A 13,656-nucleotide genomic window follows, 5' to 3' on the forward strand; every position below is an offset into this window, starting at 1 on the left:
GCCAACCATAAAAAAGGTGTCAGACTTATTGTCTGGCACCTTTTTGTTTTTATCACTACTTTTGAAATGAAAACACGCCCTAACGCATGTTAGCGCTGTCTATTAAATCTCCAAACCTATTGCCAGCTTCTTATATTCTCCAGCAAGCGAGCCACCACCTGAGCAAAAATAGTTCAGTGCATACTTGTCTGGGCTGTCGATGATGAGCTTGTCGTCTTTAAATTGAAAAAAGGCAGTGCTGTCATTTACCTTTGCCTGAAAAATCGTACCGTGAGCGGCATCTTGGCCCATCAATGTCGCCTTACCATCGAAATAACAAGTAGGTTTTTTGATATCGCTGCGTGAGCGAACTTTAATGTCAATCTGTCGATCACCATCTGCTCGTACCATCACGCCAACCCAATCATAGCCTTGTGCTCGTTTGTCGTAGTCGGCAGTAGCGTAATCCGCTGAAACCTTGTCTGTTGAAACTTTATCTGTTGAAAATCTGTCTGCTGAGACATTGGTACCCAAGATATTACTTTCAATAGCTGGCAAAGCAGATGTTGTACTGGCAACTGATTTAACCGTGCTGTGGCTATCGCTGTTCACAGTGGGCGACATACTATTACAGCCTGTTAAAGTCGCTAGGGTGGAGGTCAACACTATTAGCCCTACAATAGAATGAAATTGACGGTATAAAAGAGTCATATAAGGGCCTTTGGTCAAGTAAGAGGGTAATATTTGAATAGTAGCGAGATGATAAAAGTATCATTGATACAGCAAACTTTATGACGTACGAATAATGGTACAGCCTACCCAAATTATAGTCTACTTAATAAACCTGCCAGCAGTTATGTACCTCCTTTTATGCTTGATGCTGCAAAACGATTGCTCCTATCACTTATGCCAACTTCACTAGTCGATAAGCTAATTCGTCACTAAGCGTTTGCTATTTATGCTGCTAGCATAGCTTGCATCATCCCGACAACCGAACTCAAAAGATTGTAGGCTCTGTGATGATGGTCAAGATTTTGACAAAACGCTTCTAATACTTTTATCGAGAGCATCATGCAAAAAAAATTCCAACAAATCAGCATTGCTAGCATTCAATCAACTAATAATAAGCCTGTAAAAGCGCATGTACTTGCCACCAGCGGCATGCTCGCAGCAGCGATGATAATGACAGGCTGCAGTCCAACCGAAGCGACGCAAGATGACGCGGCAAATAGTGCCAGTGGCGGGACGCAAGATGTCAATCTACTCAACGTCTCCTATGATGTGTCTCGAGACTTTTATAAAGACTACAACACCTTATTCAGTACCGACTATCAGAAGACACACCCAAATAGCAAAGTAAATATCAATCAGTCACATGGCGGCTCTAGTAAGCAGGCACTCTCTGTCGCTAATGGTTTGCAAGCGGATGTGGTGACCTTTAACCAAGAGAGCGACATGAATCTATTGGTGGAAAAAGGCTTAGTCGCTGCTGACTGGCAGCAAGCACTTCCAAATAATGCCGTGCCGTACACCAGCACCATGGTATTACTGGTTCGCGCTGGTAATCCAAAAAATATCAAAGACTGGTCAGATTTGGCCCGTAATGATATCGATGTGGTCATCCCGAACCCGAAAACCAGTGGTACAGCGCGTTATGCCTTCTTGGGTGTTTATGGCTACGGCTTGCACCAATTTAAAGAAAGCAGTAATGAAAATCCTGTAAAAACCAATGACTTTATCAAGAAGTTGCTGGCAAACGTGGTCACTTATGACAATGGCGCGCGCGCTGCAACGACCAGCTTTACCCAGCGTGGTCTAGGTGATGTGTTGATCACGACCGAAAACGAAGCACATTTGACTGCACAGCAATTTGCAAAGGGTAACGTTGATATCGTATATCCGAGCTATTCGATTACGATTGCCAACCCAGTAGCAGTCGTAACGGCAGTGACTGAAAAATCTGGTAAGACAGAAGCAGCTAATGCTTATCTCAAAGGCTTATGGGATAAGCCTGCCCAAGAGCTCATGGCAAAAATGTATATGCGTCCAAGTGATGAGCAAATCCTAGCTGCTCACAAAGATACTTTGCCTGATATTGAGACGTTTGAACCTGTGGCTGTGTTTGGCTCATGGGTAGAGATTATGGATGCTTTCTTTGTAGATGGCGGCCGTTTTGATCAGCTGGCAACCACGAAGTAGTCGTTAATTCTTGATTTATAAAACTATCTATCTTAGCTGCTTTCAGTAAAACGCGGACAAGATAGATAGGGCGCATGCCAGTATTAAAACCATCAATAAACAAACAGTCAGTTATACATATAGATTCTTTTAACAACTTATTGATATATCTGGCTTTGTTTACTGGTTATTCCCTTTTGGCAATAACATACGCATATTCATCATTAAACATAATAAGATGGCGCTGTTAGCATACTTGCATTACACAACAGACATCTTTGAGGTATTTATGACAGACGTAGCTCGTTATCAACAAAAAAGTAAAACTCTTAGTGCCTTGAGTATTGCTGGCGTTGCTTTGACATTGGGTCTAGCTGGCTGTAGCAACAGTGAGACTACTGAAGCCGCAGCTGATGGTTCAGCGACGACAGAAGGGAAAAATATCGAGCTACTTAATGTCTCATACGATGTGGCACGTGATTTCTATAAAGATTACAACCCATTGTTTGTTGAGCACTATAAAGCTGAAAATCCAGACAGCAATATCCTAATCAAGCAGTCACATGGCGGCTCAAGTAAGCAAGCACTGTCTGTTGCCAACGGTCTACAAGCAGATGTTGCCACCATGAACCAAGGCTCTGATATTGAGCTGCTTGAGAAAAAAGGCTTGGTTGAGTCAGATTGGGAAAGTAAATTCCCAGACAACGCAGTGCCGTTTACCAGTACGATCGTATTTTTGGTACGTAAAGACAATCCAAAAAATATCAAAGACTGGGAAGACTTGACCAAAGACGGTGTTGAAATTGTCATGGCCAATCCAAAGGTGACGGGTAACGGTCGTTATGCATTCTTGGGTGCATACGGTTATGGTCTACATGCTTTTAATCAAGATGAAACAAAAGCTAAAGGCTACGTAAAAGACATGCTAAAAAATGTCAAAGTCTATGAAAACGGCGGACGTGCCGCGACAACGACTTTCGTACAGCGCGGTATTGGTGATGTATTGGTCACGTTTGAAAACGAAGCCAACCTTGCAGCGACTGATTTTGGCGCAGGTCAAGTAGACATTGTTTATCCAAAATACTCGATTAAGTCAGAAAGCCCTGTGGCAGTTGTGAAGACGGTAACAGATAAAAAAGGCACTACAGACGCTGCCAAAGCATATCTTGATTACTTATGGAGTGAGTCTGCTCAGCAGCTAGCGGCCAATCTATATCTACGTCCTAGCGTTAAGAGCGTGCTTGACAAAAACGGTGACAAATTACCGCCTGTTGAGACTTTCCGCCCGAACGATGCCTTTGGCACGTGGGATGAGATCATGAGCACTTACTTCAGTGATGGTGGTGTATTTGACCAATTGGCAATTAACGCGCCTCAGTAATCACTTGCTGAGTAGTTAGAGCAGCTACTGCGCTAACCACTGAAACGAATTAACTCAGTTAATCGTACAGTCAGTCATGAAGCACCCCATAAAGGACATGGTCGTACGCACTATGTCCTTTATATCATAAGCCGACCAATAATAATTTTGATAACAATGGTAATAATGGTCTTACAGTGAGCACCCTCGCTAAGTACCATCAGTTAGGCAATAGGACATCACTATGAGTGCAACATCTTCTTCTGCCAGTAAGCCCGGCAATAAAAAAGGTTGGCTGACCCGTTTGCGTCAGCGCAATGTGCTACCCGGGTTCGGTCTGAGCATGGGTATTACTGTCTTTAGCTTGTCGTTATTGGTGGTGCTACCGTTTGCCATGATGGCCTATACCACGACGCAGATGGGTTGGACTGGCTTTTGGGAAACCATTACTCAGCCACAAGTCACTGCCGCTATCAAGCTGAGCTTATGGATGTCGTTTTTGGCGATGCTGACCAATATGGTATTTGGCACATTGGTCGCATGGGTACTTGTCCGCTATGAGTTTTGGGGTAAGTCACTGATTAATGCTTTGGTTGATTTACCATTTGCACTACCAACGGCCGTTACAGGTATCTCGCTTGCCACTTTATATGCGCCTAATGGCTTGATCGGTCAATGGTTTGCCAAGTTCGATATTCAAGTTGCCTTTACGCCAATAGGTATTTGGCTAGCACTGGTTGTGGTGAGCTTCCCCTTTATTGTCCGCGCGGTGCAGCCCGTACTTGCTGAACTATCAGTTGAATTTGAAGAAGCTGCTGCAGTATTGGGCGCCAATCGTTTGACAACTTTTCGTAAAGTGATTTTGCCGGAGTTATTGCCAGCCTTGCTGATGGGTGCAGGTATGATGTTTGCTCGTGCCACTGGTGAGTATGGCTCAGTTATCTTTATCGCGGGCAATATTCCGATGCAGTCTGAGATTTTGCCGCTGATTATTATCAGTAAGCTTGAGCAATTTGATATTCAAGGTGCTTCTGCGGTTGCACTATTTATGCTACTCATATCATTTGTCATTTTGTTGACCATTAATATCATGCAGTGGAAACTGTCGCGCCGTGTAGGAGCTCGCTAATATGCAAATATCTAATAGCTACGACTACCAAAGCAACGCCGCGACCAAAGATACCCCATGGATACGTCGTACCTTTATTGCCATTGCAGTGTTATTCATGATTGTTATGTTGGTCATTCCATTACTAGCTGTGTTTTATGAAGCCTTTAAAAATGGTTGGCAGTTGTATATTGCTTCATTAGTAGACCCTGAAGCTTTGCAAGCCATCAAGCTGACGCTCATTACAGCAGGCATTGTCTTACCGATTAATATGGTAATGGGCATCGCAATTGCATGGCTGGTCACGCGTTACCAGTTTAAAGGTAAGCAGCTGGTCACCACGTTGCTAGATTTGCCATTTTCGGTATCACCAGTGGTTGCAGGTTTGATGTTTGTACTGCTGTTTGGACTGAACTCTACTATCGGCGGCTGGCTTGAGAGTATGGGTTTTCAGGTCATATATGCAGTGCCTGGTATCATTTTGGCAACGTTATTTGTGACCTTTCCTTTTGTTGCACGTGAGCTGATCCCATTGATGCAGACTCAAGGCGACTCTGAAGAGCAGGCAGCGCTAACATTAGGCGCGACTGGTTGGCAGACTTTTTGGCATGTGACACTGCCTAACATCAAATGGGCGCTGCTATATGGTTTGATTTTGACCAATGCCCGTGCGATGGGTGAGTTTGGTGCGGTCAGCGTGGTATCTGGCCACATTCGCGGCGAGACCAACACCATGCCGCTATTGGTTGAGATTGCCTATAACGATTATAACTTTACCGCTGCATTTGCTTTATCGAGCATATTGGCTGCATTGGCCTTAGTGACGCTACTGATTCAGCAAGTCATGACCAAGATACAAGAGCGTAAATTTGCCAAGTCTGAGCGGCTCGCTAGTGCACCTGAACTGCCAGTGAGTGCTAACGCAACTGCCGTCACTAAATCGACGAGTGCGGACAGTACTGGCAAGGTATAGCTGCCATTATCTGATAAATGATGTTAATACTATTGATGCAGTCGCTACTCAGCTACTTGCCACGATACGACAAAAGATATAATAAGAGATACGATTATGAGCATTGAGATTCGCAACGTTAATAAAAAATTCGGCAATTTTACCGCTTTAGATAATATCAATATCACGGTGCCGACTGGCAAATTGACGACGTTACTAGGTCCATCAGGCTGCGGTAAGACTACCTTGCTACGTATTATCGCGGGTCTGGAATATGCTGACTCTGGACAGGTATTGTTCGATGAGCTGGATGTGACCAATACTCCAGTCCAAAAACGCCATATTGGCTTTATGTTTCAGCATTATGCACTGTTTCGTCATAAGAACATCGCGGATAATGTGGCGTTTGGATTGACCTTGTTACCAAAAAACGAGCGTCCGAGCAAAGCTGATATCAATAAGCGCGTGGCAGAGCTCTTAGACCTCGTACAGCTACCACAAGTTGCCAATGCTTATCCACATCAGCTATCAGGTGGTCAGCGCCAGCGCATAGCGCTAGCACGTGCACTAGCTGTCAAACCAAAACTACTGCTGCTAGATGAGCCGTTTGGTGCACTAGATGCCAAAGTCCGTAAAGAGCTGCGCACATGGCTAAAAAACATCCACCACGAGCTAGGTATCACCAGTATCATGGTGACGCACGATCAAGAAGAAGCACGTGCGGTATCAGATGAGATCGTCGTGATGAATCAGGGCCGAGTAGAGCAGGTGGGCACGTCAGAGGAGCTGATACACCAGCCAGCCAACGCCTTTATCAGCGATTTCTTAGATCTTGTATAATTATTTGACCTAGCGCAATTTAGGTCGAATTATCAATAGTTGAGCAAAAAAAGACCTACGAAAGTAGGTCTTTTTTGGTCTGGAGCATTGCCGCAGATTCATTGTCTCAAGCGCTTTTTACAAAGCGCAGTCAAATAGCTAAAAATCTAAGCGGACAACAGTATCTAAGCAAGATCCGATACATCTCTACTAGTTCCTCTAGGAGTTATTTGCTCGTAGGTGATGTCTAAGATATCTTGACACCAATCTGGTAAATCATCAGCGACCTCATACCACATCCAAGTACCATCACGCACACAGCTCAAAATACCCAATTTTTTCAAATGGTTTAGGTGGCGTGATATCGTTGGTTGCGGCTGGTCAAGCATATCTACCAAATCACCCACGCAACGTGCTTCTTTTTTAAAAAGAATTTGAAATATTTTTAGACGTGTCGGATCAGATAGGACTTTGAATAAATCGATAGGTCGTATCGTAAAGTTATTATCAGACATAGGAGAATTCCAATGGGCTTCGTTAATAGGGATTCAATATAACAGCAGTTACCTACAAAATCGATTAAAAAATAAGCAAATTTACAGTTCATCGTCAATTCACTACCTTTGACAATATTCGGTTACACGCACACTTATATCCACTTACATAAATGAACTGCCTGTAATACAAGGATACTGTCTCGACGAATAAATATATCGAATGTGATTGAAAATGATAATAATTATCGTTATTATACTGCAAGCGATAAACGTGATTTCAACGACTAATTTTTAATTGCTAGAAAACAGTAAATTATCCGTTTATCAATGACACTTATCACAAAAGTTTTTTATACAAGTGTCGTATGCCGTCATTATCGAATAGTGGTATTCCGAGGAGCCAATCCATGTACGTATGTATCTGCAACAACGTAAAAGAAAAGCAAATCAAAGCAGCTATTGCTGCAGGTGTTGATACGCTCGATGGTCTAAAAGATACGCTCGATGTAGCAACGTGCTGTGGCTGCTGTGAGCCGATGGTCAATGACTATCTAGACGAACACCATGCAAAACTTGATGATTTAGCGTACGCCGTTTAAATATTATCAACCATATAACTTATAATATAATACGATAAAATATATTCAATATTCTGCATCTAACTTTATTTATTATACATAAGGGATAGGGTGCAAGCGTCCATATAACCTCACTCAAACGCCGGCATGTTACATAACACATATCAATACTAGTTGTAGCTAATTATGATTCTCAATTAGCATCTTATTCTTAGTTCATAACGTTACACCCTATACTGCGCCTGTATGCTACTATATTTACCTAAGATTAGAAGCCATTTTATTGATTTTGATTTTTACTGATCAGTTTGCCAATTATGCTATCCTTATATAATAAATTGTGGATGTATGGTGATCGGTAAAAATAAATAGGGGAGTACGCGTTATGATAGGTAGCCAGAAAGTCATTGATTATTTGAATTTCTTACTAGGTGGTGAGCTTGCCGCTCGTGACCAATATTTTATTCATTCAGAGATGTACGCTGAGTGGCACTATGGCAAGTTATACGACCGTATCCATCATGAAATGGAAGACGAAACGCTACACGCGCAAAATATCATTCGCCGTATCTTGATGTTGAGTGGCACGCCAAAGATGTCGGTCGACGCTATCCATATCGGTGCGACTGTCCCTGAGATGTTGCAGTTTGACCTAGATTTAGAGTACCAAGTACAAAAGCATCTAAAAGAAGGCATCGCACTTTGCGAAGCAGAGCATGACTATGTCACGCGTGAGATGTTGGTCGAGCAGTTGAAAGATACCGAAGAAGATCATGCGCATTGGCTTGAGCAGCAGCTCCGTCTCATCGACATGATTGGTCTACCGAATTACCTACAAAGCCAAATGGCTGAAGTCACTCCTAATATTGTCTGATATCATCCTACATATAAGTAGCATTCACAGTATTTAGCATAAATAACAGAGATTAAGGGAGAAAGGTAATGACAGGGGATAAAGAAGTTATTCGCGCGTTAAACAAAGTACTTGGGCAGTCATTGATTGCCATCAACCAGTATTTTTTGCATGCACGTATTGCACGTCATTGGGGTCTAGAGGCGCTTAATGACTCATTATATAAGCAATCTATTGCTGAGATGAAATGGTCAGACGACCTAATCGCTCGTATTTTATTGCTAGGCGGTTTGCCAAACTTGCAGGAACTGGGCAAGGTATTGGTCGGTGAAGATGTACCAGAAATCATTGAGTGCAACCTACGCCTTGAGAGACAAAAGTTCGATATTATTACCGATGCCGTTACCTTATGTGAGACAAAGTCTGACTATGTCTCTCGCCAGCTATTAGTTAAGCTAAAAGATGGCAATGAAGAGTATGAAGACTGGTTAGAGACGCAGCAGGACTTGATAGAAAGTATTGGTGTAGAGCGCTACATCCAATCGCAAATGAGTGATGATGACGCATAATATTTGTTGATGTAAGTCGTTATAAAAAAAGCCAGTATGAGATTGATAATTCAATCGCATACTGGCTTTTTTCTGTCTATAGATAAGCTGTTTTTAACATTTCGACTATACAGAATAGAGATGTGTCGTACGTTAAATCTCACTTAATAGAAAGCTTGTCTTGATTGAAGACACGCCCTAGTATAAACCGCGGCCATCCTCAGGTTTTAGACGTAAAAAATACAGCCCCGAGAGAATGGTCAAAATACCCAGTATCCAATAAGTTGTTTGGAATGCTATTAGTGTATCCATCTGTAGACGCTCACGTAATAGATTCAATACAGCAGCACCGAACGCAATCCCAAAGCTAATCGCTAATTGTTGATTGACCGCCATTAAGCTGTTACCGCTACTAGTCTGTATGCCCTGTAAATCGCCAATCGTAATCGTATTCATCGCGCTAAACTGCATAGAGTTGCAGGCACCCATGATGGTCAGGATGGGTATAAACCATAGCCACTGCGACGCATCATTAAACTGCGCTAGCACAATGATAAGCGAACCCATAAACAAGGTATTGTAGACCAGTACTTTGCGATAGCTAAACCGTTGAATAATTTTGCTAACCCAGGGTTTGATACCTATAGCACCCACTGCAATCGGGGCGAGTAGCCAACCTGCCTGCGAAGGTGAGTATTCAAACACCACTTGTAGTAATAAAGGCAATAAAAAGGGCACGGCACTGATACCAAGCCGCGTAAACAAATTGCCTGTAATACCAATTCGAAAGGTGCGAATATCAAACAAGCTCAGTGGAAACAGGGGAGCTGCTCGCCGTTTGGCATGCCAGACGTACGCACCGATCAATAGACTTGCGCCTAACCCAAGCAACAACCCATAAACCCCGCGACCTGTCTGCGAACCAAACTCAACAGCCAGTGTGAATCCGCAGGCAGCGGCGGCAAACAATACAAACCCTGTCCAGTCAAGACGCTTAGTATCTTCATATAGCGCTGGCACCAGTTTTTTGCCCATGATAAAACCTGCCACACCCATCGGTATATTGATCAAAAATATCCAATGCCAGCTGGCATATTGCACAATATAGCCACCCAATACTGGACCGACTAGTGGTGCAATCAAAGCAGGTATTACAGCGAAATTCATCACAGTGAGCAGCTTATTGCGCGGATAAGACTTAACCAATATCAAACGAGCGACAGGCGTCATCATGGCACCGCCGATACCCTGTACCACACGTGAGGCAACCAAAAAATCTAGCGTTTGTGACGCCGCGCACAGTAATGAGCCAATACAAAAAATGATGACCGCTGATAAAAATACGCGGCGTGTGCCATATTTATCCGCTAAAAAACCACTGATAGGGATAAAAATCGCTAGGGTCAATGCGTAGCTGATGACGGCCCACTGCATCTTTAGTGGTGACTCACCGAGTGCCTGCGCCATTTGTGGCAACGAGGTATTCAAAATAGTAGCGTCTAAAATTTGCATAAATAGCGCTACCGCTAGTACGTAAGGTAGGTATTTCTCTTGAGTTGGGGTGAGCGTTACCATGTGAGTCCCATTGAACGTCTCGTTATGGAATAAGAAAATAGCGGATTTGCGAGCAGATCACTATGCAAGCTGAGTAGTATAAGAAAGCCTAGCTCATAATAAAAGTGACTCAAAGTAACTGATATAAGATAACTTATATAAGATAACTTATATAAGATAACTTATATAAGAGCAACGATGCGAAAGGTAGCTAATAAAAAGGCAAAGAGGCGAAATATGACAAAAAATTCGATGCGTGCTAATAGCTCTTCTGTATTTACTCTGGCAGTAGAAACACAACATTGATTACAAGAGAGGACTTTAATATCGTTATGAGTTCTCGTTATAGTAAACCTTCGCGGCAGTCATAAATACAAACCGAGGATAAATTATGAGTCAAGATAATAATAAATACGTACCACCAAAAGTTTGGACGCAAGATAAAGATAACGGTGGCAAGTTTGCTAGTATTAACAGTCCAACGTCTGGAGCTCGCTATGATAAAGAGCTGCCTGTTGGTGATGCTCCGTTACAGCTGTATTCATTAAATACGCCAAATGGTGTCAAGGTAAACATACTATTAGAAGAGCTGGCCGAACTTGGCATTGACGGGGCAGCATATGATGCTTATAAAATTGATATTTCTAAAGGTGAGCAGTTTGGCTCAGGGTTTGTAGAGATAAACCCCAATTCAAAGATTCCAGCCTTGGTCGATCATTCTACTGATACAGCAGAGGGGCCGATAGCGCTGTTCGAGTCGGGCGCAATCTTAATGTATCTAGCAGAAAAGTTTGATAAGTTCCTGCCACTGGCTACTGGCAAAGCGCGAGCAGATTGTCTGTCTTGGATTATGTGGCAAATGGGTAGCGCACCTTTCTTAGGTGGCGGCTTTGGACACTTTTATGCGTATGCGCCTGAACCTCTAGAGTATCCAATCAACCGCTATACGATGGAAACCAAGCGTCAGCTCGATGTATTAGACACGCATCTAAAAGATCATGAGTACCTATGCGGCAATAATGAGTCTGATTACAACATTGCGGATATGATTGTCTGGTCTTGGTATGGCCAGTTGGCACTAGGTAAGCTCTATGACGCAGCAGAATTTTTACAAGTAGAAGACTACAAACACTTGCAACGTTGGGCTAAGAAAATTGCTGAACGTCCTGCGGTCAAACGTGCAGTAGCGCTAGAGCTAAAACCAATCGACTAAACCAAGTACTCAATACAGTTTAGATCTAGTAGTACAGTTTAAGCATAAACAAACCTTAAACACAGCAGCAAGGCTGATAAGCAAATAGCTTATCAGCCTTTTTATTTATATTCATAAAAATGAATATAAACTATGTTAGGTCTTCCTTTTGTCTTTACACAATGATACATTAGTACAACAGATAGAAACACTAGTGCGTTAAGATAGCCGAGCACCATTACAATAGACAGGTGTTTATACTTCTTCTACTGAAAGGTGATGATTATGAAAGACAATAATTATATAAACGATATGTCGCTATCAAAAGGCGCTGATTTAACTGGTGTTAGTAGGTCAGGCATTACCTATGACGATAATAAGTATGATGACAATAGCTGTAAAGATAGTGCCCAGTCTAATAAAAATCCCAAAAACATCACTGTAGAGTACTATTCAGAAAACATACCTAAAAAAATAAAAGAACAATCCACCTATATGATAAAAAATAAAATATTACTGCCTGTACTTGCAGCGCTTAGCACAGCTTTATTTAGTACCACCAGTATGGCCAGTACATCGACTGAGTTTACTAGCCAAGACTGGCAAGTCGCTTGTGATAATACGCGTACGTGCCGGCTAGCAGGTTATCAAGCAGAGAATAACAGTGAGTTCCCGGTTTCTATATTGCTCGTACGCCGCGCAGGTGCGAATGCTGGCGTGGATGGTAAAGTAAAGCTTGGCGGGGCAAAGGACAGCTCGTCTAAAGCCTTAATGCAGCTCGGTAACCGTCATCGTATCTCGCTATTTATTAATGACAAAGATTATGGCGAGACTAAACCGTATTCAGCTGCTGCAGGTAATGCTGAGCTTACTCAAGCGCAGGTAACCGCATTGTTAGAGGCTTTAACCAAATCTAGCAAGATTACATTGGCCTTGCGCAACTCACGTTGGCAGCTATCTGACAAAGGTGCCAGTGCTGTCATGCTAAAAGCCGATGAGTTCCAAGGTCGCGTTGGTACATCCAGTGCTTTTATTAAAAATGACGATGCTGTTAAATCTAGTGGCGGTATATTGCCTCCTAAAGCAGCGCCAGTACTACGTTTTGTCGTACCAAGTGCCAAAGCGGACGATGGTAATGACAAAAAGTTTGTGATGAGGTCCTCTCAGTTGGCATCGTTGGTAAAAGGCACAATGAAAGATGCGGACAGCGTTTGTCCCAATCTTTCAGACAAATCACCTTGGCGTATCAGTCGTTTAAATGGCTCGCAGCTGTTGGCACAGCATGAGTGTTGGACAGGCGCTTATAACGCTGGAGCAGGGGTTTGGGTGATCAACGACAGTAAACCTTATAAGCCAACGTTGGTGACGACCAATGCTACTGGCTACGATAAAGGCAAGCTTACCTCTGTACAAAAAGGTCGCGGCATCGGTGATTGCATGAGCAAAACCGATTGGCTATGGACGGGCCGTGCATTTGAAAAAAGCCATGAAAGCACCACAGGACTTTGCCGTTTAATCGAGGCGGGCGGGGCATGGCAGCTACCTACCTATGTCACAGAAGTCAAAGTAGTACGATAGATAAATAGCGAGTAGTTCATTTAAGTTATTAAATAAACTACCTAAATTTGTTTATTATCAACACTATTAGTGCTTATTTACTCAGTAATTGAAGAAATAGGTACATATAATTTTTTATTGTGCTATACTGCGTCGCCACGTTAGCTTAGGCTTTCGTGAATTATGAGATTGATAACATCGCCTGCGATTTTGGGTCTAGGATGACCATAAGTAATTGTTGCCGATGATTTTGTGTACTTAAATAACCTTTAAAAATATCCGTTATTTTTGACTCATATCTTATCTACTGGCCTATAACTAGGGTCTAGATTGGTTGCTGTTTGCCTTTATCTGCTTTGGACAAAGCATTGATAATGAGCGTATATCAAGCAAGGATAAGACACTCGGCACTACCACCAAAATACGTCAGACAGCACGAACGCATTTATTATAAAGACGCTAAGCTCTATTGGCTTGGTTT

The 13,656-nt window shown here is 42.7% G+C and carries 13 protein-coding genes; 10 read left to right on the forward strand and 3 right to left on the reverse strand.

The genetic code is table 11. The features are described 5' to 3' along the window. Nucleotides 1–102 precede the first annotated feature (102 nt). A complete protein-coding gene (locus JMX96_RS13635) occupies nt 103–690 on the reverse strand; it encodes a hypothetical protein (protein ID WP_227677021.1) in 588 nt (195 codons plus the stop codon). A gap of 360 nt (nt 691–1,050) precedes the next feature. On the opposite strand from JMX96_RS13635, the gene JMX96_RS10300 reads away from it, so the two are divergent. The 5 genes from JMX96_RS10300 (at nt 1,051) to JMX96_RS10320 (ending at nt 6,417) form a co-directional block, all read left to right on the forward strand. Then, a complete protein-coding gene (locus tag JMX96_RS10300) occupies nt 1,051–2,178 on the forward strand; it encodes a sulfate ABC transporter substrate-binding protein (RefSeq protein ID WP_201568931.1) in 1,128 nt (375 codons plus the stop codon). Between the two features lie 268 nt (nt 2,179–2,446). After that, nucleotides 2,447–3,538 (forward strand): sulfate ABC transporter substrate-binding protein, encoded by a 1,092-nt coding sequence (locus tag JMX96_RS10305; RefSeq protein ID WP_201568932.1) that lies wholly within the window; start codon nt 2,447–2,449, stop codon nt 3,536–3,538. 223 nt (nt 3,539–3,761) lie between these two features. Next, nucleotides 3,762–4,646: a sulfate ABC transporter permease subunit CysT gene (gene cysT, locus JMX96_RS10310; RefSeq protein WP_057760265.1), complete on the forward strand. Its 885-nt coding sequence runs from the start codon at nt 3,762–3,764 to the stop codon at nt 4,644–4,646. Between the two features lies 1 nt (nt 4,647). After that, nucleotides 4,648–5,598: a sulfate ABC transporter permease subunit CysW gene (gene cysW / locus JMX96_RS10315; RefSeq protein WP_201568933.1), complete on the forward strand. Its 951-nt coding sequence runs from the start codon at nt 4,648–4,650 to the stop codon at nt 5,596–5,598. 96 nt (nt 5,599–5,694) lie between these two features. Next, nucleotides 5,695–6,417, forward strand: coding sequence for a sulfate/molybdate ABC transporter ATP-binding protein (locus JMX96_RS10320; protein ID WP_082624600.1), 723 nt, complete (start codon nt 5,695–5,697; stop codon nt 6,415–6,417). Nucleotides 6,418–6,581: 164 nt separating this feature from the next. Here JMX96_RS10320 and JMX96_RS10325 read toward each other — a convergent pair whose 3' ends face one another. After that, nucleotides 6,582–6,911, reverse strand: coding sequence for an ArsR/SmtB family transcription factor (locus JMX96_RS10325; protein WP_057760261.1), 330 nt, complete (start codon nt 6,909–6,911; stop codon nt 6,582–6,584). A gap of 389 nt (nt 6,912–7,300) precedes the next feature. On the opposite strand from JMX96_RS10325, the gene JMX96_RS10330 reads away from it, so the two are divergent. From JMX96_RS10330 to bfr (JMX96_RS10340), 3 genes are all read left to right on the forward strand, one after another. Beyond that, nucleotides 7,301–7,492, forward strand: a complete 192-nt coding sequence (locus tag JMX96_RS10330; protein ID WP_165598065.1) for a bacterioferritin-associated ferredoxin — start codon at nt 7,301–7,303, stop codon at nt 7,490–7,492. Between the two features lie 364 nt (nt 7,493–7,856). Then, complete coding sequence (bfr, locus tag JMX96_RS10335; RefSeq protein WP_057760257.1) at nt 7,857–8,345, forward strand: bacterioferritin; 489 nt, start codon at nt 7,857–7,859, stop codon at nt 8,343–8,345. 68 nt (nt 8,346–8,413) lie between these two features. Next, nucleotides 8,414–8,893: a bacterioferritin gene (gene bfr / locus JMX96_RS10340; protein ID WP_201568934.1), complete on the forward strand. Its 480-nt coding sequence runs from the start codon at nt 8,414–8,416 to the stop codon at nt 8,891–8,893. 177 nt (nt 8,894–9,070) lie between these two features. Here the strand turns inward: bfr (JMX96_RS10340) and JMX96_RS10345 are convergent, their stop codons facing one another. Further along, nucleotides 9,071–10,447, reverse strand: coding sequence for a DHA2 family efflux MFS transporter permease subunit (locus JMX96_RS10345; RefSeq protein WP_201568935.1), 1,377 nt, complete (start codon nt 10,445–10,447; stop codon nt 9,071–9,073). A 370-nt stretch (nt 10,448–10,817) separates the two neighbouring features. Between JMX96_RS10345 and yghU the strand changes: the two genes are divergently transcribed. Further along, nucleotides 10,818–11,639 (forward strand): glutathione-dependent disulfide-bond oxidoreductase, encoded by an 822-nt coding sequence (gene yghU / locus JMX96_RS10350; RefSeq protein WP_201568936.1) that lies wholly within the window; start codon nt 10,818–10,820, stop codon nt 11,637–11,639. Between the two features lie 264 nt (nt 11,640–11,903). Next, complete coding sequence (locus JMX96_RS10355) at nt 11,904–13,196, forward strand: DUF1176 domain-containing protein (protein ID WP_227677022.1); 1,293 nt, start codon at nt 11,904–11,906, stop codon at nt 13,194–13,196. Nucleotides 13,197–13,656 lie beyond the last annotated feature (460 nt).

This window comes from Psychrobacter sp. JCM 18900, assembly GCF_904846625.1.
Classification (GTDB): Bacteria; Pseudomonadota; Gammaproteobacteria; order Pseudomonadales; family Moraxellaceae; genus Psychrobacter.